General features: G+C 37.6%; 40 protein-coding genes and 1 pseudogene. 3 read left to right on the top strand and 38 right to left on the bottom strand.

Annotated features, from left to right (window positions below; genetic code table 11):
- From V7Q04_RS12910 to V7Q04_RS12900, 3 genes are all read left to right on the top strand, one after another.
- Positions 1 to 653, top strand: a 653-nt coding sequence (locus V7Q04_RS12910) for a methyl-accepting chemotaxis protein (RefSeq protein ID WP_333805606.1), incomplete at its 5' end; no start/stop codon positions are given.
- Between the two features lie 100 nt (positions 654 to 753).
- Entirely contained in the window at positions 754 to 2,634 is a 1,881-nt protein-coding gene (locus tag V7Q04_RS12905) for a methyl-accepting chemotaxis protein (RefSeq protein WP_333805605.1), read from the top strand.
- A gap of 225 nt (positions 2,635 to 2,859) precedes the next feature.
- A complete protein-coding gene (locus tag V7Q04_RS12900) occupies positions 2,860 to 4,722 on the top strand; it encodes a methyl-accepting chemotaxis protein (RefSeq protein ID WP_333805603.1) in 1,863 nt (620 codons plus the stop codon).
- Positions 4,723 to 4,726: 4 nt separating this feature from the next.
- Here the strand turns inward: V7Q04_RS12900 and V7Q04_RS12895 are convergent, their stop codons facing one another.
- The 38 genes and pseudogenes from V7Q04_RS12895 to rpsJ all read right to left on the bottom strand — a co-directional run bounded on the left by V7Q04_RS12895 (position 4,727) and on the right by rpsJ (position 26,218).
- Positions 4,727 to 5,383, bottom strand: a complete 657-nt coding sequence (locus V7Q04_RS12895; RefSeq protein ID WP_333805602.1) for an HAD family hydrolase — start codon at positions 5,381 to 5,383, stop codon at positions 4,727 to 4,729.
- Between the two features lies 1 nt (position 5,384).
- Positions 5,385 to 7,358, bottom strand: a complete 1,974-nt coding sequence (tkt, locus tag V7Q04_RS12890; RefSeq protein ID WP_333805611.1) for a transketolase — start codon at positions 7,356 to 7,358, stop codon at positions 5,385 to 5,387.
- A gap of 7 nt (positions 7,359 to 7,365) precedes the next feature.
- Positions 7,366 to 8,226 (bottom strand): polyprenyl synthetase family protein, encoded by an 861-nt coding sequence (locus V7Q04_RS12885; protein ID WP_333805600.1) that lies wholly within the window; start codon positions 8,224 to 8,226, stop codon positions 7,366 to 7,368.
- A 10-nt stretch (positions 8,227 to 8,236) separates the two neighbouring features.
- Complete coding sequence (locus tag V7Q04_RS12880) at positions 8,237 to 9,322, bottom strand: DUF7488 domain-containing protein (protein WP_333805599.1); 1,086 nt, start codon at positions 9,320 to 9,322, stop codon at positions 8,237 to 8,239.
- A 10-nt stretch (positions 9,323 to 9,332) separates the two neighbouring features.
- Positions 9,333 to 9,650, bottom strand: coding sequence for a YbaB/EbfC family nucleoid-associated protein (locus V7Q04_RS12875; RefSeq protein ID WP_333805598.1), 318 nt, complete (start codon positions 9,648 to 9,650; stop codon positions 9,333 to 9,335).
- Complete coding sequence (gene panD / locus V7Q04_RS12870) at positions 9,650 to 10,015, bottom strand: aspartate 1-decarboxylase (RefSeq protein WP_333805597.1); 366 nt, start codon at positions 10,013 to 10,015, stop codon at positions 9,650 to 9,652. Before panD ends, V7Q04_RS12875 begins: the two co-directional genes overlap by 1 nt.
- Before the next feature lie 44 nt (positions 10,016 to 10,059).
- Entirely contained in the window at positions 10,060 to 11,373 is a 1,314-nt protein-coding gene (locus V7Q04_RS12865) for a UDP-N-acetylmuramoyl-L-alanyl-D-glutamate--2,6-diaminopimelate ligase (RefSeq protein ID WP_333805596.1), read from the bottom strand.
- A gap of 9 nt (positions 11,374 to 11,382) precedes the next feature.
- Complete coding sequence (locus V7Q04_RS12860; protein ID WP_333805595.1) at positions 11,383 to 11,946, bottom strand: tetratricopeptide repeat protein; 564 nt, start codon at positions 11,944 to 11,946, stop codon at positions 11,383 to 11,385.
- Positions 11,946 to 12,227 (bottom strand): NifU family protein, encoded by a 282-nt coding sequence (locus tag V7Q04_RS12855; RefSeq protein WP_333805594.1) that lies wholly within the window; start codon positions 12,225 to 12,227, stop codon positions 11,946 to 11,948. The genes V7Q04_RS12860 and V7Q04_RS12855 overlap by 1 nt, the downstream gene beginning before the upstream one ends.
- 148 nt (positions 12,228 to 12,375) lie before the next feature.
- A complete protein-coding gene (gene rplQ / locus V7Q04_RS12850; RefSeq protein ID WP_333805593.1) occupies positions 12,376 to 12,726 on the bottom strand; it encodes a 50S ribosomal protein L17 in 351 nt (116 codons plus the stop codon).
- A 3-nt stretch (positions 12,727 to 12,729) separates the two neighbouring features.
- Complete coding sequence (locus V7Q04_RS12845; RefSeq protein WP_333805591.1) at positions 12,730 to 13,743, bottom strand: DNA-directed RNA polymerase subunit alpha; 1,014 nt, start codon at positions 13,741 to 13,743, stop codon at positions 12,730 to 12,732.
- Positions 13,744 to 13,758: 15 nt separating this feature from the next.
- Entirely contained in the window at positions 13,759 to 14,385 is a 627-nt protein-coding gene (gene rpsD, locus V7Q04_RS12840; RefSeq protein WP_333805589.1) for a 30S ribosomal protein S4, read from the bottom strand.
- A 75-nt stretch (positions 14,386 to 14,460) separates the two neighbouring features.
- Positions 14,461 to 14,853, bottom strand: coding sequence for a 30S ribosomal protein S11 (rpsK, locus tag V7Q04_RS12835; protein ID WP_333805588.1), 393 nt, complete (start codon positions 14,851 to 14,853; stop codon positions 14,461 to 14,463).
- Positions 14,854 to 14,874: 21 nt separating this feature from the next.
- Complete coding sequence (gene rpsM, locus V7Q04_RS12830; RefSeq protein WP_012857708.1) at positions 14,875 to 15,243, bottom strand: 30S ribosomal protein S13; 369 nt, start codon at positions 15,241 to 15,243, stop codon at positions 14,875 to 14,877.
- A gap of 2 nt (positions 15,244 to 15,245) precedes the next feature.
- Positions 15,246 to 15,359: a 50S ribosomal protein L36 gene (gene rpmJ / locus V7Q04_RS12825; protein ID WP_038533455.1), complete on the bottom strand. Its 114-nt coding sequence runs from the start codon at positions 15,357 to 15,359 to the stop codon at positions 15,246 to 15,248.
- Positions 15,360 to 15,523: 164 nt separating this feature from the next.
- Positions 15,524 to 15,742 carry a translation initiation factor IF-1 gene (gene infA / locus V7Q04_RS12820; protein ID WP_012857710.1) on the bottom strand — a complete coding sequence of 73 codons (219 nt, stop codon included), beginning with the start codon at positions 15,740 to 15,742 and terminating at the stop codon, positions 15,524 to 15,526.
- A gap of 16 nt (positions 15,743 to 15,758) precedes the next feature.
- Positions 15,759 to 16,517: a type I methionyl aminopeptidase gene (gene map / locus V7Q04_RS12815; RefSeq protein WP_333805584.1), complete on the bottom strand. Its 759-nt coding sequence runs from the start codon at positions 16,515 to 16,517 to the stop codon at positions 15,759 to 15,761.
- Between the two features lie 4 nt (positions 16,518 to 16,521).
- The gene (gene secY / locus V7Q04_RS12810; protein ID WP_333805582.1) at positions 16,522 to 17,784 is read right to left on the bottom strand and encodes a preprotein translocase subunit SecY; all 1,263 of its coding nucleotides are present in this window, start codon (positions 17,782 to 17,784) and stop codon (positions 16,522 to 16,524) included.
- Positions 17,781 to 18,185, bottom strand: coding sequence for a 50S ribosomal protein L15 (rplO, locus tag V7Q04_RS12805; RefSeq protein WP_333805581.1), 405 nt, complete (start codon positions 18,183 to 18,185; stop codon positions 17,781 to 17,783). The genes secY and rplO overlap by 4 nt, the downstream gene beginning before the upstream one ends.
- Positions 18,186 to 18,202: 17 nt before the next feature.
- Positions 18,203 to 18,646: a 30S ribosomal protein S5 gene (gene rpsE / locus V7Q04_RS12800; protein ID WP_012857714.1), complete on the bottom strand. Its 444-nt coding sequence runs from the start codon at positions 18,644 to 18,646 to the stop codon at positions 18,203 to 18,205.
- Between the two features lie 24 nt (positions 18,647 to 18,670).
- The gene (rplR, locus tag V7Q04_RS12795; RefSeq protein WP_333805580.1) at positions 18,671 to 19,027 is read right to left on the bottom strand and encodes a 50S ribosomal protein L18; all 357 of its coding nucleotides are present in this window, start codon (positions 19,025 to 19,027) and stop codon (positions 18,671 to 18,673) included.
- 9 nt (positions 19,028 to 19,036) lie between these two features.
- Complete coding sequence (gene rplF / locus V7Q04_RS12790; protein ID WP_333805578.1) at positions 19,037 to 19,573, bottom strand: 50S ribosomal protein L6; 537 nt, start codon at positions 19,571 to 19,573, stop codon at positions 19,037 to 19,039.
- Between the two features lie 76 nt (positions 19,574 to 19,649).
- The gene (gene rpsH, locus V7Q04_RS12785) at positions 19,650 to 20,045 is read right to left on the bottom strand and encodes a 30S ribosomal protein S8 (RefSeq protein ID WP_333805577.1); all 396 of its coding nucleotides are present in this window, start codon (positions 20,043 to 20,045) and stop codon (positions 19,650 to 19,652) included.
- Between the two features lie 11 nt (positions 20,046 to 20,056).
- On the bottom strand, positions 20,057 to 20,242 hold the full coding sequence (locus V7Q04_RS12780) for a type Z 30S ribosomal protein S14 (RefSeq protein WP_012857718.1): 186 nt from the start codon (positions 20,240 to 20,242) through the stop codon (positions 20,057 to 20,059).
- A gap of 1 nt (position 20,243) precedes the next feature.
- Positions 20,244 to 20,789, bottom strand: coding sequence for a 50S ribosomal protein L5 (gene rplE, locus V7Q04_RS12775; protein ID WP_333805575.1), 546 nt, complete (start codon positions 20,787 to 20,789; stop codon positions 20,244 to 20,246).
- Positions 20,789 to 21,025 carry a 50S ribosomal protein L24 gene (gene rplX, locus V7Q04_RS12770; RefSeq protein WP_025345770.1) on the bottom strand — a complete coding sequence of 79 codons (237 nt, stop codon included), beginning with the start codon at positions 21,023 to 21,025 and terminating at the stop codon, positions 20,789 to 20,791. The genes rplE and rplX overlap by 1 nt, the downstream gene beginning before the upstream one ends.
- Positions 21,025 to 21,393 (bottom strand): 50S ribosomal protein L14, encoded by a 369-nt coding sequence (gene rplN, locus V7Q04_RS12765; protein WP_012857721.1) that lies wholly within the window; start codon positions 21,391 to 21,393, stop codon positions 21,025 to 21,027. The genes rplX and rplN overlap by 1 nt, the downstream gene beginning before the upstream one ends.
- Positions 21,393 to 21,644 (bottom strand): 30S ribosomal protein S17, encoded by a 252-nt coding sequence (rpsQ, locus tag V7Q04_RS12760; RefSeq protein WP_041959198.1) that lies wholly within the window; start codon positions 21,642 to 21,644, stop codon positions 21,393 to 21,395. Before rpsQ ends, rplN begins: the two co-directional genes overlap by 1 nt.
- 9 nt (positions 21,645 to 21,653) lie before the next feature.
- On the bottom strand, positions 21,654 to 21,842 hold the full coding sequence (gene rpmC / locus V7Q04_RS12755) for a 50S ribosomal protein L29 (RefSeq protein ID WP_037960715.1): 189 nt from the start codon (positions 21,840 to 21,842) through the stop codon (positions 21,654 to 21,656).
- Positions 21,829 to 22,254 carry a 50S ribosomal protein L16 gene (gene rplP, locus V7Q04_RS12750; protein ID WP_333805569.1) on the bottom strand — a complete coding sequence of 142 codons (426 nt, stop codon included), beginning with the start codon at positions 22,252 to 22,254 and terminating at the stop codon, positions 21,829 to 21,831. The genes rpmC and rplP overlap by 14 nt, the downstream gene beginning before the upstream one ends.
- Entirely contained in the window at positions 22,254 to 22,967 is a 714-nt protein-coding gene (gene rpsC / locus V7Q04_RS12745; protein WP_025345773.1) for a 30S ribosomal protein S3, read from the bottom strand. Before rpsC ends, rplP begins: the two co-directional genes overlap by 1 nt.
- Positions 22,968 to 22,971: 4 nt before the next feature.
- Positions 22,972 to 23,301 (bottom strand): annotated as a pseudogene (gene rplV / locus V7Q04_RS12740) (50S ribosomal protein L22); the annotation flags it as partial.
- 7 nt (positions 23,302 to 23,308) lie between these two features.
- Positions 23,309 to 23,590, bottom strand: a complete 282-nt coding sequence (gene rpsS, locus V7Q04_RS12735; RefSeq protein ID WP_067177783.1) for a 30S ribosomal protein S19 — start codon at positions 23,588 to 23,590, stop codon at positions 23,309 to 23,311.
- A complete protein-coding gene (rplB, locus tag V7Q04_RS12730; protein WP_333805568.1) occupies positions 23,591 to 24,421 on the bottom strand; it encodes a 50S ribosomal protein L2 in 831 nt (276 codons plus the stop codon).
- Positions 24,422 to 24,423: 2 nt separating this feature from the next.
- On the bottom strand, positions 24,424 to 24,705 hold the full coding sequence (locus tag V7Q04_RS12725; protein WP_333805567.1) for a 50S ribosomal protein L23: 282 nt from the start codon (positions 24,703 to 24,705) through the stop codon (positions 24,424 to 24,426).
- Positions 24,706 to 24,707: 2 nt separating this feature from the next.
- Positions 24,708 to 25,322, bottom strand: coding sequence for a 50S ribosomal protein L4 (gene rplD / locus V7Q04_RS12720; RefSeq protein ID WP_333805566.1), 615 nt, complete (start codon positions 25,320 to 25,322; stop codon positions 24,708 to 24,710).
- A complete protein-coding gene (gene rplC, locus V7Q04_RS12715; RefSeq protein WP_333805609.1) occupies positions 25,319 to 25,897 on the bottom strand; it encodes a 50S ribosomal protein L3 in 579 nt (192 codons plus the stop codon). Before rplC ends, rplD begins: the two co-directional genes overlap by 4 nt.
- Positions 25,898 to 25,906: 9 nt before the next feature.
- Positions 25,907 to 26,218 (bottom strand): 30S ribosomal protein S10, encoded by a 312-nt coding sequence (gene rpsJ / locus V7Q04_RS12710; protein ID WP_025345780.1) that lies wholly within the window; start codon positions 26,216 to 26,218, stop codon positions 25,907 to 25,909.
- Positions 26,219 to 26,433: the final 215 nt, after the last annotated feature.

Raw genomic sequence — 26,433 nt, 5'->3', positions numbered from 1 at the left:
CACTCAGTGATACCCAACAAGATATCTTTGATGTTAAAACCAAAGTAGAACAACTCGAACACACCATGCAAGCAACCGCACTAAAAGAGCAAAACCTAGCAGATCGACTTAATACCGTAAGCCATAATGCCAATGAAGTCAAAGATGTTTTAGGGGTTATTCGAGATATTGCTGATCAAACAAACCTTTTAGCTTTAAACGCTGCTATTGAAGCTGCACGTGCAGGTGAACATGGACGTGGTTTTGCTGTTGTTGCAGATGAAGTACGCAAACTTGCAGAACGTACTCAAAAAAGCTTGGTTGAGATAGATGCAACGATTAATGTTGTTGTTCAATCCATTATGGATGCCAATACAGACATCGCACACAATGCGGGAGAAGTCAATGCACTTGCGTCTATCTCTATTGAACTGCAAGATGGTATGAATAATGTAGCCAATATCATTCATAAAACCATTGATGAATCGCATCATACCGTGAATGACTTTATTGATACTGCAACCAAAATCAAAAAGATTGTCGATGAAATAGAAAAAATCAATGTGATCTCTAAAGAAAACGTGGGAAGTATTGACAATGTCTCTCAAGCCTCTGAACACCTTCATGTTATGACTGAAAATCTCAACAACGAACTTGGGAAGTTTAAGTCGTAACACTTTTACTCCAAGCAAAGAAAATCTTTGCTTGGAACGCCCCGCGTGTGACATTTTGTGCTAGAATAACTTAAAGTTGTTTGACACAGGGGGAATTTATATGCAATTTAAAACAAAAGTTACACTGACCATTTCAGCGCTAATGTTTCTGAGCCTTACCATTTTTGGCTTCTTTAGCTACGTCGACACCAAGAAAAACAGCGTTATACAAGTTGAATCCAGCATACAGATGGCATCACGTTCATTAACAGATTATATTGATCTGTGGATCTCTTCCAAAAAAGACGTGGTAGAAGCAACTGCACGCTCACTTACTAACATTGCCACATTAGACGATGAAGCGTTAAAAAACAAGCTTCAAGAACTTAGCAAAACGATTGGTGGTGTTGACTCTTTTATCGGTTTAGAAAATGGAAACATGATCTATGGAAGTGGAGCAAAAGTAGCAGCTGGCTTTGATCCACGAACACGTCCTTGGTATGTTACTGCAAAAACATCTAAACAAGCAGGCGCAAGTGATGCTTTTCTCAGTTCGAGTACCAAAAAATACGTTGTTGCTATTATGGCTCCTATTTACAGTAGTGGAACACTGGTGGGTGTTATTGCTACCAATATTGAACTCGATGCTCTTTTTAAAATGTTGGCAGACATTAATTTTAATGGCGGATACGGAATTCTTACCGATACAAAAGGCATTTTGATCGCACATCCCAATAAAGAACTTTTAGGCAAAGATCTTGCTAGCTTAGTACCTGAATTAACACGCCAATTTGGCGATAAGAAAGAGTCTATTATCAGCTATACATTCAATGGTGTTGAGAAAATCTTTGCTTATAAAATATCAACTGAAACAGGGTGGACTCCAGCCATTACCTTTGATAAATCTGCAGCTTATACTTTTTTAAACACACAAATTAAAGAGCTTTTCATCATGGGACTGATCATGCTTGTCGTCTCCATCGGTGTCATGATCTTTTTTATTAAAAAACTTCTAACGCCTCTGGATAATCTAAACAACGTAGTAGAAGCACTCTCAAGCAGTGAAGGTGATCTTAGACAACGACTCATAGTTGAACACAAGGATGAATTTGGACATGTTTCGCTTAACATCAACAAATTCATTGAAAAATTGCATGAAATTGTCAAAAAATCGAAAACCATTAGTAATGAAAACGCTTCGATCTCAGAGGAACTATCCCGTACAGCCTCTGAAGTAGTGAAAAATGTTGATACAGAATCAAAAATAGTAGAGAGTACCAAACAAGAAGGACTTGCATTAACTGAAACCATCGAAGCCTCTGTGACAAAGGCCAAAGCATCACAACAGATTTTACAACAAACCCAAACTGACATCAGTGATGTTAAAAATAAAGTCGAATACCTTGAAAACACGATGCAAACAACAGCACAGAAAGAGCAAAGCTTGGCAGAACGCCTTAATACGGTTAGTCATAATGCCAATGAAGTGAAAGAGGTTTTGAATATTATCCGTGAAATCGCAGATCAAACAAACCTTCTAGCGCTAAATGCCGCTATTGAAGCTGCACGAGCGGGTGAACATGGACGAGGATTTGCCGTTGTTGCAGATGAAGTACGCAAATTGGCTGAACGAACCCAAAAAAGCCTTGTGGATATAGATGCAACCATTAATGTTGTGGTTCAGTCTATCATGGATGCCAATACTGAGATTGCAACCAATGCTAATGAAGTTATCGCACTTGCATCCATCTCCGTGGAACTTCAAGAAGAGATGAATGCCATCGCTACTATCATTCATCAAACAACAAATGATACCCATTTGACAGTTGAAAGCTTTATTGCAACCGCTAATAAGATCAAGCATATTGTTAATGAAATTGAAAAAATAAATGTCATTTCTAAAGAAAATGTAGGAAGCATTGACAATGTTTCTCAAGCATCTGAACATTTACATGTGATGACGGAAAATCTTAACAATGAACTGGGCAAATTCAAATCCTAATAGTGCTTTAATCTTTCTTCACAGCAAGAGAAAACTCTCTTGCTGCACCCCTTTTTCTTACGAATTATCGAGCATCTAGTATCAAACTTTTCTGTGATATAATTAAAAAAAGTCTCATTTAGATCACGTTGTCGATGTTATAATCAAATATAGTGTACAAATTTAATATTTTGTGAAGCATTCTTTTCTCAATAATTACTACGATAAGAAAAAAAGGAGTCTTTTATGCAGTTCAAGACAAAAGTTACCCTGATTATTTCACTCTTAATCTGTATCAGTCTTACAACATTTGGTTTTGTAAGTTATATAGATACCAAGAAAAACAGCATTATCCAAGTTGAAGCAAACCTCAAAATGGCTTCGCGTTCTTTGACCGATTATATCGACCTTTGGTTATCAGGGCAAAAAAATATTCTGAGTAGTTCGGCTAGAATGCTGAGTGATATGGAAGATATGAGCGAAGCACAAATAAAAGCAATTTTACAAGAAACCACCAAAACAACGGGAGGTAAAGACAGCTTTTTAGGGTTTGAGAAAAGTGGTGTCATGCTTTATGGTAGCCCTACGATTGCTAAAGTTGATCCTCGAAAGCGTCCATGGTACACCCTTGCTATGGCAACGCAAAAAGCGAGTGTGACAGATATTTATATCGGTACGGCAGAACCTATCAATTTAATTGCAGTAACAGCACCTATTGTCAAAAATGGAAAAATTATTGGTGCTGTTGCTACAATGTTTGACTTAAACCGTATTGTAAAAGCTGTCAGCGATGTTCAAATAAATGGTGGCTATGGAATGCTTTTGGATGCTAAAAAAACAATTATTGCACATCCAAAAGCTGATCGTCTTGGTAAAGAATCTAACTTAAAACCTTATCTTACAGCTGAGCCAGAAGGATTAATTGAATATACGCAAGACGGAGACCATAAACTTTTTGCTTATAAAATGTCAGAAGAAACCAGTTGGATTCCCGGTATTGCTTTTGATAAAGAAATGGCTTATGAATTTTTAAATCGCCAAACAAAAGAGCTTTTTATTATGGGTGTTATCATGTTGGTTCTTTCTATCACCATCATGATCTTTTTAATCAAACTTCTTCTAAAACCTCTTGATCAGCTCAACAAAGTTGTTCAAGATCTCTCAAGTTCCGAAGGTGATCTTAGACAACGCCTTCAAGCAGCAAGCCATGATGAGTTTGGACAAGTATCAGGGAATATCAATAAATTCATTGAAAAACTGCATGACATCGTGAAAAAATCTAAAGAAATCAGTAACGAAAATGCTTCTATCTCCGAAGAGCTTTCTCGTACGGCTTCTGAAGTGGTAAGAAATGTGGATGCTGAAGCAAGAATCGTCAGTAAAACCAAAGACAATGGTATAGCACTCACCAGTGCCATTGAAGCATCCGTACAAAAAGCAACTGCATCCCAAGAAGCATTGCGTAAAACACAACAAGACATCAATACCGTTAAAAATCAAGCAGAACATCTTGAACGTACGATGCAAGAAACAGCCGTAAAAGAGCAAGGCTTAGCTGATCGTCTTAATACAGTGAGCCATAATGCCAATGAAGTCAAAGAGGTGTTAAGCATTATCCGTGATATTGCCGATCAAACAAACCTTTTAGCTTTAAATGCTGCTATTGAAGCGGCGCGAGCAGGAGAACATGGACGTGGGTTTGCTGTCGTAGCAGATGAAGTGAGAAAACTTGCAGAACGTACTCAAAAGAGCTTGGTAGAGATTGATGCAACCATCAACGTTGTGGTTCAGTCTATCATGGATGCCAATACCGACATTGCACACAATGCTGTGGAAGTAAATGCTCTTGCATCTATTTCTATAGAACTCCAAGATGGTATGAACAACATCGATACAACCATCCAAAAAACAATTGAAAATGCCCATGCAACGGTTGATAATTTTGTTCACACGGCAACACAAATCAAGGGTATGGTGGAAGAGATTGAAAAAATTAATGTCATTTCAAAAGAAAATGTCACGAGCATAGACAATGTCTCTCAGGCATCTGAACACCTTCATACTATGACAGAGAATCTTAATAACGAATTGGGAAAATTTAAATCCTAAAAAATCAAACTTCAGCGAGGAGTTTTATGACCTCGCTGGGTGTTTTAACTAAATGCTGCGCCCCATGCTCTCTAAGCTCAGCTTCTTCTCTAAATCCCCAAAGTGCTCCAAGTGCTATCATACCAGCACTATTAGCTGTTTGCATATCAATCATCGTGTCACCTAAATAATAACAAACATCTGGCTTTACATGTAAAATATCTACGATATCCAAAGCACCCTTTGGATGAGGCTTTCGTGGAATTCCTTCACGAGCACCATACACAACATCAAACTTCCATTCTCGCAAATACTTGATAGCACATAGTTTTGTAAAACTATCGGGTTTATTGGAGAGAATTGCCATCTTAAAACCACGTTTTTGAAGAAATGTAAGCATCTTACTGATGCCATCATAAAGCTTCGTATTTTGATTAAACTGTTTCGCATAATGGCTTTCAAAAAGCGCAACAGCTTTTTGAATCGTCTCTTGGGTTTGAGGGTTAGAGGCAAAGATGTTTTCAAAAAGTTTGAAAACACCTTCACCTACAAAATAGCGGTATTTTTCGCTCTCATGTGCTTGATAACCAAGCGTTGTGAGTGCAAAATTGGCACTTATGGCAATATCTTCAAGCGTATCAAGAAGTGTGCCATCAAGGTCAAAGATAATAGCTTGATTCATCCTAACACTTACAACCAGCACCACTGCTTTTTTGATATTTAACACCCAACGTTGAACAAATTTTCTCAGTTACAGCATCCGATGTCAAACCAAATTTTTCAAATAACAGTTCCGCTGGTGCGCTTGCACCAAAACGTTTCATACCAATGACTTCATCAGCAAAGCGGTACCATTCGTTACCAGCACTAGCTTCAATAGCAAAAATTTTCGTTGAAGGATCAATAATTGTGTCAATATATGCTTTGTCTTGTTCTACTAAAAGATCAAAACATGGAACACTCACAATGTTGGTTATAATACCCAACTTTGTTAGCACACAGCCCACTTCCAGAGCCATATAAACTTCACTTCCACTTGCCATTAATGTTACGGTTGCATTTTCTCGCTTTTTAAGCAGATAACCGCCATTTTCAACATCACCAAACGCTCTATCGTCTTTTAGCGCTTTGAGCTTTTGACGTGAACAGACAAAAGCGGATGGGGCTTGCATACTTAGAGCTTTTTGCCATGCTTTCACATTCTCCCTACCATCACATGGACGGTAAACGTAGAAATTTGGAAGAGCCCTGAATTGACTGAGTTGCTCAATCGGCTGATGTGTTGGACCATCTTCACCCACACCAATACTATCGTGCGTCCATATATAAAAATTTCTGAGTCTCATAAGTGCAGCCAAACGAACGGAAGGTTTCATATAATCACTAAAAATAAAGAAGGTAGCGCCAAAAGGAATAAACAATCCATATAAAGCAAAAGCATTAATAATAGCACCCATGGCATGTTCACGAATACCAAAGTGAATGTTACGACCAAATGGGAAATCTCCCATACCGTTAAGCTCACTTTTATTCGATGGCCCAAGATCTGCACTACCGCCTAAGAAACTAGGAATTGCTTTAGCGATGGCATTTAAAATCTTTCCATTACTATCGCGTGTTGCGACATCACTTTCAAAATTCGGCCACTCAATCTTTGAAAAATCAGGCTTTTGCAGTGATTCAAGAAGTTCTTTTTTCTCTGCACTTAAACTATTTTTAACCAGTGCATTCCAATTAGCTTCAGCCAAATCGCCTTTTTCAAGAGCACAGCTAAAGCGAGCACGTACATCTTCATCTACACTAAAACTTTGCTCAGGATCAAATCCCGCTTTTATTTTAGAATTTTTAATCTCTTCACATCCGAGAGGGGCACCATGTGCGTGATGGCTTCCTTCCATCTCGCAAGCACCTTTCGCAATCGTAGTATCCGCAATAATTAAATAAGGCTTTGTTTGCTCTTTTGATTGCTCTAAAACGGCATTAATTTCATCATAATCATGCCCATCAATACGTGAAACTTCCCAACCTTGCGCCTCAAAACGCTGCTTAACATCTTCGCTCCAAGCAATAGATGTATCACCTTCAATGGTAATGGCGTTACTATCATAAATAACAACTAAATTATCTAAGCTCAAATGCCCTGCAAGAGAACATGCCTCATAGCTAATACCTTCTTGAAGATCACCATCACCGCACAAACAGTACACTTTATGCGTAATTACTTCTGCTTTAGGCGTATTTAAAAGCGTCGCTGCATATTTGGTTGCCATGGCAAAACCAACCGCATTAGAAATACCTTGCCCTAAAGGACCTGTGGTGACTTCAACACCTGGAACATCGCCATACTCAGGATGACCGGGTGTTTTACTGCCAAGTTGTCTAAAATTTTTCAAATCTTCGATACTAATATCATAACCTGTTAAATGCAAAAACGAGTAAACAAGTGCTGAAGCATGTCCACCACTAAATACTAAACGATCACGGTTTAACCACTTTGGATTTTTTGGATTATGCGTAATGTGTCTCGCTAAGATTGTCACGATATCTGCCAAGCCCATAGGTGCTCCTGGGTGTCCACTATTAGCACGTTGAACCATATCTGCTGCTAAGAAACGGATTGTATCAGCTTGTTTTTTTAGTATTTTTTTATTTTCCATCGATTCTTCATCCTTTAAAATATTCATCAACAATGCTTTTCAGTCTTTTCGACAAAGCTACATCAAGCTTACCTAACTCACTATCTAACTCTAGAAGAAGTTTTTGTTTCTCTTTTTGAGCACCCTCAAGTCCTAGCAAATTTACAAATGAGTTTTTATGCCCATCATTTTGTGTTGGTTTTCCAGCTTCTTCACTGCTCAAAGTTGCGTCTATAATGTCATCTTGCACTTGAAACAAAAGTCCCAGTTTAAGTCCAAATTGATACAACACTTCTTGTGTTGCTTTATCAAGCTCACAAATAACTGCACCCATAAGAAGAGATGCTGCGATTAATTTTGCCGTTTTGTGCAGATGCAGAAACGTAAGTTCATCTATTTTTAAATGCTTGTCTTCAAAAAAACAGTCAATAGCCTGACCTAAAACCATACCATAAATGCCAGCATCTCCAGAGAGAATGGAAACCAATTTGATCTTAATCTCAGCACTCAATGGCGCATTAGCTAAAAGATAAAATGCATGGGTGTTCAAAGCATCGCCAATGAGTACCGCAGTCGTCTCATCATAACTTACATGTAACGTAGGATGCCCACGCCTAAGGTCAGCATTATCCATACAAGGGAGATCATCGTGGATGAGTGAATACGTATGCATCATTTCTAAGCCAAGCGCTGCATGTAAAGCATTTTCAACCAAAAGTGGTTTAGAACTTTCAACAACACTGAGTAACAAAAGGGGACGAAACCGTTTTCCACCTACATCCAACATTTCGCCAAAAGCATGGTTAAAATGAGGATGAAAACTCTCAACAACAGGAAGTTTTGCTTTTAAAAACAATTCAAATTTTTCGATTAACGCTTTAGAACTCAAAACATCCCTTTCAACGATTTAATGTTACAAAAAACTGAAAATCATCTCGATCAAACAAGAGGCTTATCTCGCGAGTACGATTTTTTTCTAAATAAGCATCCGCTTCAGCCATTCGCTCAACAGGGAGTTGATCAACTTGGATTAAACGATCACCTACTTTAAGACCACTTTTTTCAGCAAAAGAACCACGTGCTATATCTTTAATTCTAAGCTCCGTGTCAAATTTAAAACCTTTGCCTTGAAGATAACTCTCTTTTTTCTTTTCAGGTAATGGTATTTTTTTAGGCTCAACTTTTTTAACAATCGGTTTTGGTGCCAAAATATTCTCTTCAATCCATGCGTTATCGCGCTGAATTTGAGCACTAACTTTTGTAAGATCTTTAAATGTTTTAAGCGCATCGGCAAACTCAGTAATATTACTTACTTTTTTTCCATTAAGTAACGTAATTTTGTCGCCTGCTTTAAGTTTTGCATCTTTAAAATTAGGGTCAACAAAATCAACAACCACACTTTCATTGCCATCTACAACACGTACGCCAAGCTCTGAAAATGAAGCGGATTGTCCTTTAATAAAACGATCTAACTCTTCTGAGCTAATAAAAAATTTATCTCCAATACCCAATCCATACATTTCACAACATAGACCACCCACGAGACTATTGGGTTCACCCACGCCGCCAAATTCAAACAACTCATTGCCACTTTTGCCTATTTTAGAAGCATTAACTGCCACTAAAGAGCTATCGGTCATACTGACAAGCCATTCACCAAGTTTCATTTCAGTGGTTGCTTTTAATTTGACAGGAATAAGTGGTTTGGGAGAATCAAATAAATAAAGATTAGAGTAAGCATCATACCTTACATACGGAACGCTTGGTTTCTCTTTTGAGTAAGCAACTGCTTGTTTTTCGCTGATTGCAATAGCACGTGTTTTACCAAAATAGACAACAGACAGTTTATTTTTTTCAAAGCACTGTGAAAAATCAGGATAAACAAACTCTGCTTTTGAAGCAGGAGCTGGTGAAGATGCCGGTGCATCTGCTGCAAAGAGGGCTGGGGTTATCAATAAAAAAAGAAATAGTCCTAGACATTTCACATACTGCTCCTTAACTTTTTGCGCCAAATCCCCCAATGCCTGAGAGCATCTGAGTTGTCGCTAGTTTTTTATTATCTTCTACCATTTTGGAAACGTCATTCATTGCGCTCATAAGCAAGATCTGTAATGATTCTTTATCGCTTAAGAGTGAATCATCCAGCGTTATGTCAATCACTTCGCCATTGCCATTCATGCTTACGCTGACCATTCCACCGCCACTTTTAGCGGTAAATTGTTTATTGCTTGCATCTTCATGCATTTTTTGTGCTTGCTTTTGTGCTTCTTCAAGCATCGCGCCCACTTTGGAAAGATCAAAATTTTCAAACATTAGATATAGTCTCGTACTTCAGCCATTGCGTTGTTGTCATCAACCAGCACAACCGTTGGCTTAAAAGTCTCCATCTCAGCTTTCGTCATATGGGCATACGCAATGATAATAATTTTATCACCAATATGCGCTTTGCGAGCGGCGGCTCCATTGAGGCAGATATCTCGTCCACCGGCTTTCCCCTCAATCACATACGTTGTAAAACGCTCACCGTTGTTGATATTAACCACTTCAACTTTCTGCCCAACACTTAGGTTTGAAGCAGCAATTAACTCTTTATCAATTGTAATAGAACCTACATAGTTCAAGTTGGCATCCGTTACAGTAGCCCTGTGAATTTTACTGTATAACATCTCAAGCGTCATCGCTTTTCTACCTCTTTAAGTTTAAGAAATTTGTTTATTTTACCCTATTTTTGCTTAGCCCATTGAGCGATGATACTTTTTACAACCTCTCGATCATCGAAAGGAAACTTTTTACCTTGAATCTCTTGGTACGTTTCATCGCCTTTTCCAAGAATTAAAAGTACTTCATTTTTTTCTTGCATCATCAATGCTTTTTCAATTGCTTTATACCGATCTGCTTCGACATGTAAATGTTCACGAGGATTCATCCCTTGTAAAATTTCAGTAATAATGCTTTGTGGTTCTTCAGACCTAGGATTATCACTGGTGACAACAATTTTTTTGGCATAACGCTGAGCCATTGCTCCCATTTTAGGACGCTTGGTACGATCTCTATCTCCACCTGCACCAAAAACGACTACAAGATCACGCTCTTTCATACTATCAAGTACTTTTTCCATACCATCAGGTGTATGTGCAAAATCAACTATCACAAGAGGATCATTACTCACTACTTCCATACGACCTTCAACGCCACCAAAATGTTCTACAGCTTTGCAGATAGCTTCCATTGGGGCAACACCTAACATGTCAACAGCACTAATAGCTGCTAAAATGTTATAGAGGTTAAAAAAGCCATGTAATGGCGATTCAAAGTCGTAAACTTTTTCAATCTTTGCCACAGCAGCACTAATACCCTCTTTAAGCGAATACGCAAGAATTTTATACGTTGCAGGATGTTCAATGCCATAGCTCATTGCGTTAGTACGATTAAAGCGAATTTTACTTTCATCTTTATTGATAAGTTTCAAACTCTCATCATCAAAAAACCGACTCTTGACTGCAATATATTCATCAATCGTTTTATGGAAATCAAGATGGTCTTGTGTAACATTCGTCAAAATCTTGAGGGCAAAGGAAAGTCCATCAATACGATTTTGAACAATGGCGTGAGAGCTGACCTCCATAACAAAATATTCACATCCTGATTCTACTGCCATTTTAAGATTGTGAATTGTTTGTAAAATAGGTGGCGTAGTAAGGCTTTTGTCTTCAATACGGTGGTCATTAATAAAACAACCCCTTGTACCTTGTAATCCTACTTGTTTTCCTAAATCCAGAAGAATTGAGTAAATTGCAGCAGCAGTGGTCGTTTTACCATTCGTCCCTGTAATACCAATAATTTTAATGGCATCAGAAATGCCAAGAAGTTCCAAACACTCCTTAGCCGTTACAAATTTAGTGCATCCACGATCAATCGCATTTTGCTGATATGCAGCATTTTGATTTGTAGTAAGAAAGATGCTTGTTGCATCACATTCAGAAGAGTTATCCGTTACATGTGAAAACGGTGCATAATTTTCTAGGTCAAGTTTCAAAGTGGCTCTCTATTTTTGTACTTTTTTGATAAGCGATAAAAGTTGTTCATCGTTTGGGAAAAGAGTGACAGCACTCTCAAGATAATTTAAAGACATTTCAACAAAACCATTTTCAATCAATTTAGCTAAGAAATCAACAAAATCTTCTTTTTTAGAGATAATCACTTTCGTTGAAAACATAATATCTTCAAAAGCTTCTTTAAAACTACCTCGTGATTCGATAAGCGCCATAAAATCTTCGTATTTAATTCCATTTTCCGCATTAATACGAGCTTCCAAATCATTCTCTTTAAATAAATGTGCTATTTTTTCACTGTGCTTCTCAACAGAATTGATGATCTCTTCCATCACCTCTTCACAATCTTCAGCACCATTTTCTTTGGTTAAAATATAGTACTCAAAAAGGGCCATTGCTTGTTCTTCATTACTGGTTGCCATGTCACATAAAATAGCACCAATGCGGGCTTCTTTGGATTTAGAATCAACACTCAACGCTAATGCAAACTGATGCATTGCCTCTGAAAAGTTTTTTTCATAAAATTTTTCGATACCTTTTTTAATATACGCGTTCATTATTCTCCAACTGCTTCAAACTCATGCTCCATCCCAGGTAAAATATTTACAACTTCTAGTTCAGGGTGAATATCAATTCTTAATTGTCGCTCAACACCGTATTTGAGTGTTTGACCACTGGATGCACAGCCTTGGCAAGCTCCTTGAAGCTGAACATAAACACGTCCACTTTTAATGCCAAGTAAAGTGAGCCCTCCGCCGTCTAATGCCAACATTGGCTTTATTTTTTCAAGTGATTTTTCAACAACGGGAAGCAACTCTTCGTCACTAAATGGTATCATAGATTCTCCTATAGCAAAAGTATCTAATTTAACAATAGTTTGAGTTAAAAGTGACTTAATTTTTTAGAGGGAAAGTAGTAGTTTAGGGTAAAAAAATTTAACATGAAGAAGTTTGGAAGCCTTTGGCTTCCAAACGAAAAAATAAGATCTAGACGAGCTCTAAAAACGCCATAGGCGCTGCGTCGCCTTTTCTAATACGTGTTTTAATAATACGGGTGTAACCGCCATTTCTTTCAACATATTTAGGTGCAATCTCGTTAACTAATTTTTTAGTGCATTCTTTATCTTGAAGTGCAGCAAAAATAGTTTTGTGAGCATGATCGCCACCAACTCCAGCTTGCGTAATCAATTTTTCAACAAATCCTCTAAGCTCTTTTGCTTTAGGAAGTGTTGTCTCGATTTTCTCATATTTAATAACAGCTATAGCCAAGTTCTTCAACAACGCCGCTCTGTGTGATGAAGTACGACCAAGCTTTCTGTATCCGTGCTTATGTCTCATAAATTAACCCTCGTTGGCTTCAGATTTTAAATCTTCAATTTTTTTCTTGAGCAAACTTGCTGTCTCGTCAGAGAAATTATATCCAACAGGATAACCACTCTCTTCCATAACTTGTCTGATCTCTTCTAACGATTTTTTGCCTAGATTCTTAAGGTTTTTGAGCTCTAACTCACTCATAAGAGCAAGTTCGCCAATAAATTTAACCTCTGCTCTATCTAAACAGTTGAAGCTACGAGCACTCAGATTTAACTCTTCAATACTCTGTAATAGCTTTCCTAACTCAACGTTCTCATTGGAACTCTCACTTTTTGGAGCTACTGCAATATCTAAAATGCCATTGAATACTGACATTTGAGCATACATCGCTTCAAGTGAATTTTTAAAAGCTTCAATTGGAGATACAAGTCCATCTGTTTCAATTGTGAAAACGATCTTCTCATAGTTAGGGTTATCTTCAACCAAAACATTTTCGATATCATACACAGCTCTTTTTACAGGTGTAAAGAAAGCATCAAGTGCAATGTAATCTTCTCCAACTAAACCTCTAATGTTCTCACTTGGAACATAGCCGATTCCTTTTTCAAGAATTAAAGAGAAGTTAAACTCTGCATCTTCATTGATTGTTGCCAAATAAGCATCTGGTGTAACAATCTCAATTTGTGCATTCGCTAAATCACTTCCTTTGATCTCTTTTGGTCCAGTAAATGAGTAGTTAACCTCTACACGTTTCTCATCACCTTTGATTTTAAAACGAATATTTTTGAGGTTAATGATGAAAAGAGCAACATCTTCAAGCATACCGCGCATGCTATCAAATTCATGGGTTACGCCTTCAATCTTTACAGCCGTCGGGGCAGATCCTACCGTACTGCTTAAAAGCAATCTACGTAAAGGATGTGCCAATGTTACCGCAAAACCAGATTCAAATGGGTATGCACTAATTTGAACCTTATTTGCAGCAATATTCTCTACCTCAATTTCAGTTGGCATGTAAGCTGATGTATTGATTTTTTTCATATACTACCTACTTTATTATTTAGAGTATAGCTCAACGATTAATCTTTCTTCAACCGGAATAACTACTTCTTCTCTCTCAGGGATACGTGTAAAAATACCCATAGCTTTTTCTCTTTCAACATCAACCCATGGTGCAATACCAGTTTGTTGTGTTAATTCAAGAGCTCTTTTAACTTGTGGATTATTTTTAGATTTTTCGCAAACCTCTATTTTGTCACCAGCACGTACGATATATGAAGGAATGTCAACTTTGCTGCCATTCACTAAAATATGTCCATGTGTAACTAATTGACGTGCAAATCTTCTTGTTGTTGCAAAACCCATACGGTAAACAACATTGTCAAGTCTTCTTTCGATAAGAAGTACGAGGTTAATACCTGTATTTCCTTCTTTACGTGCTGCTTCGTCAAATATACGTCTGAATTGTTTTTCAGAAACTCCATACATAAATTTAGCTTTCTGCTTCTCTCTTAATTGGAGTCCATACTCACTAATTTTTGCTCTTCTTTGTCCGTGTTGACCTGGTGCATATGGTCGCTTATCTAATGCGCTTTTACCAGCAAGTCTGCGCTCACCTTTAAGGGCTAAGCTGACACCAAGTCTTCTCTCGAGCTTTTCGACTGGTCCTCTATATCTTGCCATTTTTTCTCCTAATCTATTGCATAAACGAAAAAATTATTTTGTTTCTCTTAAAAAGTTAAATTCTAATATCTAGAATTAAACTCTTCTTCTTTTTGGAGGTCTACAGCCATTGTGTGGTAGAGGTGTAATATCTTTTAGAAAAGACACTTTAATACCGTCTGTTGTACCAGCACTTTTTACCGCTGTTTCACGACCACTGCCCGGGCCTTGAACTTTAATACCGATTTCTTTGAGACCATGTTCTTTTGCTTTAGTCAATGCATCTTCTACGGCTTGTTGTGCTGCATAAGGAGTAGATTTTTTACTACCTTTAAAGCCCAAACTACCTGCACTGCTCCAAGCAATAACATTTCCCATCTCATCAGTTACAGTTACGACAGTGTTATTAAATGTTGCTGAGATGTACAGGACACCTTTTGCAATATTTTTCTTAACAACTTTTTTACGTACTACTTTTCTTTTTGCCATCTGTTTCCCTTTGAGACTTCGTTATTTAGCTTTTGCGCCAACGGTACGTTTTTTACCTTTACGGGTACGCGCATTCGTTTTTGTTTTTTGTCCACGAACTGGCAAGCCTTTTCTATGTCTAAGACCTCTATAGCTTCCCATATCCATCAAAGCTTTAATATCCATAGCCACTTTTTTACGAAGGTCACCCTCTACTTGAAATCCTGCTTGGATCTCTTTACGAATCGCAGCAACATCATCTTCACTTAGCTCATGAACTCTTTTATCAAACGAAATTCCAGTTGCTGTTAAAATAGCTCTAGAACTTGTTAAACCTATACCGTAGATATATGTTAAACCATACTCTACTCTCTTTTTCATTGGAAGGTCTACACCTGCAATCCTTGCCATGCTTATCCTTGTCTCTGTTTATGTTTTGGATTTACGCAAATGACTCTAACGATACCTTTTCGTTTAATCACTTTGCACTTATCGCACATCTTCTTTACAGAAGGTCGTACTTTCATTCGTGACTCCTGAACTTTTATTTCCACTGGAATTTTGAGTTAAACTGTCACAGGTTTGATGATGTATCTCAAACCAACAATCGAAAAAACAGTGGTTCCTTTTTCGATTATTCTTCACACAGCTTTACAAAAGGGGCAAATTATACATAAATTAAGCTAATAATTTACTTATACCTATAAGTTATACGCCCTTTATCTAAACTATACGGTGTTAACTCAACTTTCACGGTATCTCCGGGCATTATCTTAATATAATGCATTCTCATTTTTCCTGCAATGTGACATAAAATCACATGGCTATTTTGTACTTCAACTTTAAAGGTTGCGTTGGGAAGTGCTTCTATCACTTTTCCATCAATTTCAATTACGTCATCTTTTGCCATTTTACCTCCTATGATCTCAAGATAGAGACAAAATTTCTACTTTACCATCTACTATTGCAACCGTGTGCTCATAGTGGCTTCCTCTTAACCCATCTGCTGAAACAACAGACCACTTATCGTCCAAAATTTTAGGCGTGCCATCTTTATGACAGATCATTGGTTCAATACAAAACACCATACCATTTTTGATTTTAGGACCACTTTTTGGGTTAATCCCTTCTAAATAATTTGGAAGTTCTGGCTCTTCATGAGGCTTTCTACCAATACCATGCCCGCAAAATCCACGCAAAGGAACATACCCTTTTTGAAGAATAAATTGCTCTATGCCATGACTCAACTCTTTAAAACGCATCTCCGGTTGAATAAAATCAATCGCAAAGTAAAGCGCATCTTTTGCACATGCAATTAAGCTCTCATCACTTTTTGATATCTCTCCAACACCGACAGTTACAGCAGAATCGCCATACCAACCATCTACTTCTGTACCAATATCTAGGCCTACAATATCACCTTCTTTAAGACAGTAATCGGTAGGAATGCCGTGAATAATCACTTCATTGACAGAGGTACAAACTCCAGCTGGAAAACCATAAAGTCCTTTAAAGGCAGGACGTGCACCAAGACTATGAATGTAAGACTCACCCATGGCATTCAGCTCTTTCAAGCTAAGCCCTGGATGAATATTACCTGTAAGATACTCTAACGTTTGGGCAACAATCTTATTCGCAACAGAAAGCTTTGCTATCTCTTGAGCTTTTTTGATGGTAATTGCCATACAATTAAAGACCTACAGCACTAAGTGTTTCATATTTATTCATGTACATCTGTGCTTCAATTTTACGCATTGTATCAAGTGCTACTTGCACAACAATCAATACAGCTGTTCCACCAAAATAGAACGGTACTCCCATCACTTTTACCAAAACCCATGGAAGGGTAGAAATAAGCCCTAGGTAGATTGATCCCCAAAGGGTTAATCTGCCGGCTACTTCATTTAAGAAAAGTGCTGTGCTTTCACCTGGTCGAACACCGGGAATAAAACCACCTTGTTTTTTAAGATTCTCAGAGATATCTTTTGCATTGAAAACAATCGATGCATAAAAATACGCAAAGAAAATAACAAACAAGAATGTAAGAACGTTAAAAACATAGCTGTTTGGGTTGAGAAAATCATGAATGGATTGAACAATAGGGTTTGTACTTGCTTGCATAATAGTTGATGGAAACATCAAAATTGCACTTGCAAAAATAGGAGGAATAACACCACTAAGATTCATTTTAATAGGCACATAGTTCATAATACGTTTGTGTTGATTTTGAAGCACGACTTTTCGCGAATATGAAATCGGAATACGACGCTCACCCATTTCAACATAAATAATAGAACCAACCGTCGCTAAGATAACGGCTAAAATACCAATGACAACAAGGAAATTTAACTCTCCCGTATTGACAAGGTTAATGGTTCCGCCAATCGCACTAGGAATTCCTGAAACGATACCTGCAAAAATAATCAAACTGATACCATTACCAATACCGCGCTGTGTAATCTGCTCACCAATCCACATGAGTAACATGGTTCCAGTAAGCATACTCGCAGCAGCAATCGCTGTAAAGGTTGTCATATCGATCATAATAGCACTCTCGCCTGCGCGACCACTTAACCCTCCAAGACCAACGGAAACACCAATGGCTTGTACAATCGTAATAACAATCGTTGCATATCGAATGATTTGCATGTATCTAACCATACCATCACGCTCTTTTTTCATTTTACCAAGTGCGGGGAAAGTTGCTGCAAGAAGTTCCATGATAATAGATGCGGTGATGTAAGGCATAATACCTAACGATATAATACTAAGACGTTGTGCAGCGTTACCGCTGAACATATTAAACATTCCAAGGGCATTTGAGCTATTGGAGTCGAAGAACTCTTTAATTACGGCTAGATTTACACCAGGAACTGGCACATATGCCAGTATCCTGTATGCAAATATAAAGCCTAATGTAACTAAGATCTTCTTCGTAAGATCTTGGCTCATTTACTCATTCCAGTAAAAACGACGTTTTCGTCTTTGATTTTAGCCGTTAGCGCTTTTGCGCCTGCACCAATCAATTTCACTTTAACAACTGTACTTGCCATTTTATGTACTTCACGAATTGTATCAACTGTAATTTCAGCAAGTTCTGCAACTGCTTTAATTTTATCAACATTGATAATATAAGGTTTTTCAACTTTAGAAGTAAAACCAACTTTTGGTAATCTTCGTTGAAGTGGTTGTTGACCACCTTCAAAACCTCTTTTACGTTTGTAACCTGTACGAGACTTTTGACCATTATTACCACGGCTTGCAGTTTTACCCATACCACTACCTTGACCACGACCTACGCGTTTGATCTTTTTAGTAGAGTTTTCTGCTGGTGTAAGATTATCTAATGCCATTTTGAATCCTTCTTTACTTAACTTTTAATCATGCTAAGAGCTTTAATAGTTGCTCTTACCACGTTAGAAGCGTTGTTTGAACCCAATGACTTTGTCAAAATATCTTTAATACCTGCAAGTTCAACGACAGGGCGAGTTGCACCACCAGCGATTACGCCGGTACCGTCACTTGCTGGTTTAAGAATAATACGACTTGCATTAAATTTAACTTCAACATCATGAGCGATTGTTGAACCTTTGATATTTACTTTGACAATGTTTTTAAACGCATCATCAACTGCTTTTCTAATAGCATCAGGAACCTCTTTAGCTTTACCAAAACCAAAGCCAACAAGACCTTTTTTATTTCCAACAACGACTAGTGCTGTAAATCTAAAACGTCTACCGCCTTTAACAACTTTTGTTACGCGGCCAATGTTAACGATGACTTCTTCAAACTCTTCTCTGTTATATTTTTCCATTGAATCGTTATCCTCTTCTTTTTCTTATAGCACTATGCCGTTTGCTCTAAGGCCGTCTGCGAAAGCAGCAACTACACCATGATACAAATAACCATTTCTATCATAGACAACTTTAGTTAAGTTTTTAGCCTTTAGCGTCTCTGCAAAAACCTTTGCAACTTCTGTTGCACTTGTTTTACTAGCATTGAACCCTAATTTTTTGCCATCTACACTTGCCAACGTAACGCCACTAACATCATCAATTGCTTGCGCATATAGAAATCTGTTTGATTTAAAGAAAGAAATTCTTGGTCTTTGTTCAGTACCAGAAATATCTGCTCTTACTCTTTTTTTACGTTTAACTCTTAGTGCAAGCTTTCGTTTTAAAATATTTGCTCTCATCTCTTACCCCTACTTCTTGGAAGTTTTTCCGGCTTTACGGATAATAGTTTCATCAGAATATTTAACACCTTTACCCTTGTAAGGCTCTGGAGCTCTAAAACTTCTAATTTCGGCAGCAATCTGACCAACTACTTGCTTGTCATCACCTTGAATTGTAACCACGTTTTTTTCAACTACAATTTGAATATCTTTTGGGAATTCATAATTGATAGGGTGAGAAAATCCGAGTTGAAGCTCAAGAACATTACCATTAACAGCTGCTCTATAACCAACACCATTAATTTCAAGTTGCTTTTTAAAACCTTCTGTTAAACCTGTGATAACATTTTGACCAAGTGCGCGGTATGTTCCCCAAAAAGCGCTGCTCTGACGATCAGCACCTTTTGAAATAAATACAAGCTCTCCATCTTCAACTTTTACGTCAACATTTCCCTTAGTATCCAATACTTTTTGAACACTGCCTTTTTTAAACTCTACTAAATCACCATTGACTGACACTTCAACGCCAGCAGGTATCTTAACAGGCTTTTTACCAATACGAGACATTTTATTTCCTTTTACTTGTCTACGATAAGCTTATAATCTTATGAATGGATATCGAATACCATAAAAGAACAGCTAATTACCAAATACTACAGATAACTTCGCCACCAAGACCTGCTTTGTGAGCGTCATCATTACTGAGAACACCTTTTGATGTACTAACAACAATAGTACCATAACCATTTTTGAAGCGTTTAATTTCATCGCAACCTTTATAGACTCTACGTCCCGGTTTTGAGATTTTTTTCACTTCACTAATAACTTGGCTGCCTCTTGCATCATACTTCAAAACAACATTGATAAATTTCTTAGGACCTTCTTCAACAACGTTAAAACTTTCGATATAACCTTTGTTTTGGAAAATAACTAAAATCGCTTCAACCAGTTTTGAATGCATTAACTTTGTGACATCAAGTTTTCTCATTGATGCATTTCTGATTCTTGTTAAAGAATCTGCTACTAGATCATTAATCATAGTCTATTTCCTTACCAGCTTGCTTTTTTGAGGCCTGGAATAAGACCCTCATTTGCCATTTTACGAAGACAAATTCTGCAGATACCAAAATCTCTGTAAACAGAGTGTGGACGTCCACAAATTTGACATCTTGTGTATGCTCTTACTTGAAACTTAGGCTTTCTAGCAGCCTTTGCAATCATCGATTTTTTAGCCATATTATTTACCTTTTGCGAACGGCAAACCAATGAGTTCAAGAAGTCTAAATGCTTCTTTATCATTGCTAGCAGTTGTTACGATCGTAATATTCATTCCGTGAGTTTTCATAATGTTATCATACTCAACCTCAGGGAACATTAGTTGTTCATTAAGACCAAAGTTATAGTTTGCACGTCCATCAAAACCTACTTTTGGAAGGCCTCTAAAATCTTTTACTCTAGGAAGAGCAACAGAGATTAGTTTGTCCAAAAATGCATACATATTCTCTTTGCGAAGTGTTACTTTAACACCTACTGGATAGCCTTGTCTTACTTTAAAACCAGCAACTGATTTCTTAGCATTTGCAACAACTGCTTTTTGTCCAGCGATCAAAGAGATGGTATCGACGATATTTTGCAATAACTTAGTGTCTTTACCTTCTTCACCAGCACCAACACTGATAACGATTTTTTCGATTTTAGGTGACAACATAGGATTAGCAATATTAAACTCTTTAACCAATGCTGGACTAACTTCAGCATTAAATTTCTCTTGCAATCTGTTCATTATTTACCCTCTACTTTAGCCACGTTAGAGACATGAATTGGTTTTTCAAGATTTGCAAAACCACCCTTAGGATTACTCTCGCTTGGCTTAATGGCTTTTTTTACTACTTTGCAACCCTCAACAACGACTTGTGAAGTTTTTGGCAAAACTTGAACAACTTTTGCCTCTTTACCTTTATCATCGCCTGCGATTACTTTAACAGTATCGCCTTTTTTAATTTTCATCTTAGTCGCCATTATAGTACCTCCGGTGCCAAAGATACGATTTTCATAAAGTTAGCATAACGAACTTCACGACCTACTGGTCCGAAAATACGTGTACCGATTGGCTCTCTTTTGTTATCAAGAATAACAGCTGCATTTTCATCAAAACGAATCAATGAGCCATTTTCTCTTTGGATCTCTTTTTTTGTTCTTACGATAACCGCTTTAACAACCTGTCCTTTTTTCACTTTACCACTTGGTAAAGCTTTTTTGACAGAAGCGATGATAACATCACCTACTGTTGCATAACGACGTTTACTACCACCAAGAACTTTAATACACATGATCTCTTTAGCACCACTGTTATCAGCAACAGCTAATCTAGTAAAACTTTGTATCATTATTCTACTCCCACTTTTACAATTGCGCTAAGTCTAAAAGACTTTCTTTTTGAAAGTGGTCTGCACTCGATAGCGCTTATTGTATCGCCGATTTTTACTTGGTTGCTCTCGTCATGGACAAGGTATTTTTTGAAACGTTTAACGAACTTGCGATATCTCGGGTGCATTACACGTCTCTCTACCAAAACGGTGATAGTTTTATCACCAGTTTTCTGAACAACTACGCCTTGAATCTCTCGTTTTAAAGCCATTAGTTACCCCTACTTGTTTTGAGCAGAAATTGCCGTATTAATACGTGCGATATCTCTTCTAACTTCTTTAATCTCATTTGGATTAGTAAGTTGCATTGTTTTTAGCTTTTGTCTTAATGTAAACAAAAGAACCTTTTTCTCTTTTAACAACTCTAAAAGCTCTGACGCGCTTTTGCCGTTTAAATCAATATACTTCATTTTCGCTCTCTCGAGTTACAATCTTTGTTTTGAAAGGTAACTTGTGCATTGCAAGTGTTAATGCTTCACGCGCTAACTCTTCAGGAACACCGGCCATTTCAAAAATAATTCTACCAGGCTTAATATTCATAACCCACTTATCAACAGAACCTTTACCTTTACCCATACGTGTTTCAATAGGCTTAGCAGTTAATGGTTTGTCTGGGAATACACGAATCCAAGTCTTAGCTTGACGCTTAACATGTCTTGTATAAGAAATCCTCGCAGCCTCAATTTGGCGTGAATCAATACGTCCAGCTTCAATAGCTTTGAGACCGATTTCACCAAAAGAGATTGATGCGCCACTGCTGGCTTCACCGCGGTTGCGGCCTTTCATCTGCTTTTTATATTTCGTTCTTTTAGGCATTAACATTAGTTTTTACCTCTCTCTTTACGTGCTCTAGGCTTACGTGAATTCTCTTTCTCTGGTGCTTCTTCTTTTTCTGGAGCAAGACCTTTTACAAGAACCTCACCTTTAAAGATCCATACTTTAACACCGATAACACCGTATGTTGTATGTGCTTCAGCAAAACCATAATCGATTTTTGCACGAAGTGTATGAAGTGGAACACGTCCCTCTAGGTACCATTCAGTTCTTGCCATCTCAGCGCCACCAAGACGTCCAGAGACAGAAATTTTAATACCTTTTGCACCTGATTTTTGTGCGCCTTGAATTACTTTTTTCATTGCTCTTCTAAAGGCTACACGACGCTCAAGTTGCATTGCAACGTTTTCTGCACAAAGTTGTGCTGATGCTTGAGGACGTCTCTCTTCTTTAATGTTGACGTTTACATCTTTATCAATCAGTTTGGTCAATTTAACTCTTAATTTTTCAATATCAGAGCCTTTTTTACCAATAATGATACCAGGACGTGCTGCAACAACAGTTACTCTAAGCTTTTTAGCAGTTCGCTCGATCAAAATTTGACTCACGCCTGCATAGTAAAGCTCTTTTTTCAAAAATGTTCTAATTTTGTAATCTTCACCAATGCTTGTCGCTAAGGTTTGTTTACTTGGGAACCAACGTGAATCCCAGTTTCTATTAATACCAAGTCTTAAACCAATCGGATTTACTTTTTGACCCATCTTAGTCTTCCTTCTTTGCAGCTTTTGCTACTTCAACAAATACATGAGAAGTTGGTTTTCTAATGCCACTCGCACTACCTCTTGCTCTTGGCAGAAAACGTTTAAGTACCGGACCTGCGTCAACACGGCAAGAAGCAACAATAACTTCTTGTGGTTCAAATCCACCGTTAGAAACAGCAGAAGCGATCACTTTAGAGATGATTTTTGCACCTTTGTTTGGCATAAACTCTAAACTTGCCATAGCAAGCTCAGCATTCATTCCTTGAACTTCACGCGCAATTAATCTTGCTTTTGTAGGAGATAATCTGATAAATTTTAATATTGCTTTACTCATAGTCTACCTACTTACCAATTTTTTTCTGAACAGAGCCCTTATGACCCTTGAACGTACGAGTTGGTGCGAATTCACCCATTTTATAACCGATGTGGTTCTCTGTTACATAAACTGGAACAAAGTTTCTACCGTTATGGACGTTGAATGTAATACCGATCATATCAGGAATAATAGTACTTCTACGAGACCATGTCTTAATCGGCTTGTTTGATTTTGTCTCTTTTGCTTCAACCGTTTTTTTCAACAAATGAGCATCAACAAAAGGACCTTTTTTTAGCGATCTAGCCATCTATTTTCCTTTTCTTCTAGAAATAATCAGTTTGTCGCTCGCTTTTTTCTTACGAGTTTTTCTACCTTTAGTTGGTTGTCCCCATGGAGTTACTGGATGACGTCCTGAGTTGGTTTTACCCTCACCACCACCGTGTGGGTGATCAACTGGGTTCATTGCAGAACCACGAGTTTGAGGTCTAATACCACGGTGTCTGTTACGACCCGCTTTACCGATAACAACGTTTGCCCACTCTTCATTTCCAACAACACCAACAGTAGCCATACACTCTGCCAATATTTTTCTCATCTCACCACTTGGAAGTCTTACCATTACATATTGAGTCTCTTTACCCATAAGTTGAGCGTAACCACCAGCACTACGTGCCATTTGTCCGCCTTTACCCGGTTTAAGTTCAAGATTGTGTAAGATAGTACCTACAGGGATGCTTTTTAGCTTCATTGCATTACCTGGTTTAATATCAAGTCCTGCTTCTGCTGCTTGGATTTTATCGCCTACTTTTAAGCCTGATGGTTGAAGAATATATCTTTTGTCACCATCAACATAATTAATAAGAGCGATTCTACAGTTTCTGTTTGGATCATATTCAATAGCAGCTACAGTACCTTCGATATCAAATTTAGATCTTTTGAAATCGATAATTCTGTATAGCTTTTTAGCGCCCGCTTCTTTATGACGAGAAGTGATTCTACCATTGTTATTTCTACCAGCCGTTGCAGCAACTTTAACAAGGAGTGAAGGAACACTAGCTTTCGCTGTAATGTCACTTGAATCAAGTCCTGTTAAAAATCTACGACTCGGGGTATATGGTTTATATGATTTTATTGCCATGATTACGCCTCCACATTCTCTAGTTTAGCGCCCTCTGGCAACTGAACATAAAACTTTTTAAAATCATTACGTTTGCCTTCAATGCCTTTAAACTTTTTAACTTTTCCCATAACTCTAAGAGAATTGATTTTTAATGGAGTGAAACCAAAGTATTGTTTTAATACTTCTTTTAAACCAGTTTTTGTCATTCTTACTGAAGTTTGGATAACAACTGTACCATTCTCTTGAAGGCTCAAGCTCTTTTCAGTATAAAGGATTGCCTTAATATCAGTAATATCAGCCATTCTTAGCCCTCTTTTGTGATTGTTTCAAGCACTGATTTTTCTATGATTACCGCATAGAACGCAGTTGCTAAATACGCATTAAGCTCATTCGCTTCAACAAGGTAGCAGTTTTGAATATTTCTAAACGCTAGCAATGTTTTCTCATCAACCAATTCTTTAACGATTAATGCGTCTCTTGTACCAAGTGTTTTCATGATTTTTGATGCATCTTTAGTTTTACCAGATTCAACGCTCAAAGAATCAACAACAAAAAGTGCGTTATTAGCAGCTTTTTCATTCAATGCGAATTCAAGTGCTAATTTTTTTTGTTTTTTGTTAACTTTTAAATCATAATTTTTGTTAGCTTTAGGGCCAAATGCAGCACCACCGCCAACCCATACTGGACTTCTTCTACTACCAGCACGTGCACCACCACGACCTTTTTGAGCCCATGGTTTTTTACCACCACCGCTTACTTCACCTTTTGTTTTGGTGTTCGCAGTGTTTGAACGAAGCGCAGCTTGGTATGATTTGACATAAAGATATAGGTTGTGTGAATGGATCTCTTCAAAACTTGAAGGAAGAGCCAATGCACCAACATTTTCTAATTTTTCATTTAATACGATTGCGCTACTCATTTAACAATCCTTACTTTACCTAATGATCCATTTGCACCAGGAACTGAGCCTTTAACAGCTAAGATACCGTTTTGTGCGTCAAATGAAACGATCTCATTTTTTACTGTAACTTGAGTGTTACCATAGTGACCAGGCATTTTTTTGCCTTTTTGAACACGACCAGGCCATTCACAGTTACCGATTGAACCGGTTGTTCTATGAAAACGGTGACCATGTGCACCAGGACCGCCACCAAAATTGTGACGTTTAATAACACCTGAGAAACCTCTACCTTTAGTTTTCAAAGACACTTTAAGTGTTTTTGCTTCGCCCAAAGGTGCTGTATTTAAATCGCCTGCTTCTGCGTTTGCAACATCCATGGTTACAAAACGATTGAATGCAGCAGAAAGGTTATACTTTTTTTGCTGACCAACAATAGCTTTGTTCATTTTTTTGCCACTCACGTACGAAACTAAAGCGCGTTTATCTGCGTTTACTTCACATACTTTCGCTTCTAAAACTCTGAGTAAAGTGACCGGAACGCTTGGTACTGCGATTGTTCGGCTCATGCCGATTTTTTCAATAATATATTCCATCATTACCCCTTATTTACCCATAGCTCTAACTTCAACATTGACTTCAGGTGCCAAGTCAAGTTTCATGAGTGAATCAACTGTATCCGTAGTCGCAGACACGATGTCGATCATACGTGCATGGATTCTCATCTCAAATTGCTCTCTTGAAGATTTGTTTACGTGCGGAGATCTAAGCACTGTATAGCGCTTGATTTTTGTAGGCATAGGAATTGGTCCGACAATTTCGGCTCCAGTTCGTTTGACAGCTTCAACGATAGCTGCAACAGATCTGTCTAAAACTCTATGGTCATACGCCTTGAGTTTAAGTCTAATTTTTTCCATTTGGTACCCCTGTAAAGAACTTGCCACCTTGAAGATGACCTAATTAAAGGACTGTGATTTTACAACAATAGATAAAGAAAGTCAAGAAATATAGGGGTTTTCACATTATTAATATGTATTTTATTTCCTTTTAATAAGGAAAATAATAAACTATTCCCATTAAATTTTGAAGATTTTCATTAAAAAATTTTACGACTCAAGTGATAAATGTCGTT

This window comes from Sulfurospirillum sp. (genome assembly GCF_036802865.1).
In the GTDB taxonomy this organism is placed as follows: domain Bacteria; phylum Campylobacterota; class Campylobacteria; order Campylobacterales; family Sulfurospirillaceae; genus Sulfurospirillum.
Note: the sequence above shows the minus strand (reverse complement) of the source record. Positions and strands in the feature narration are given on the sequence as shown.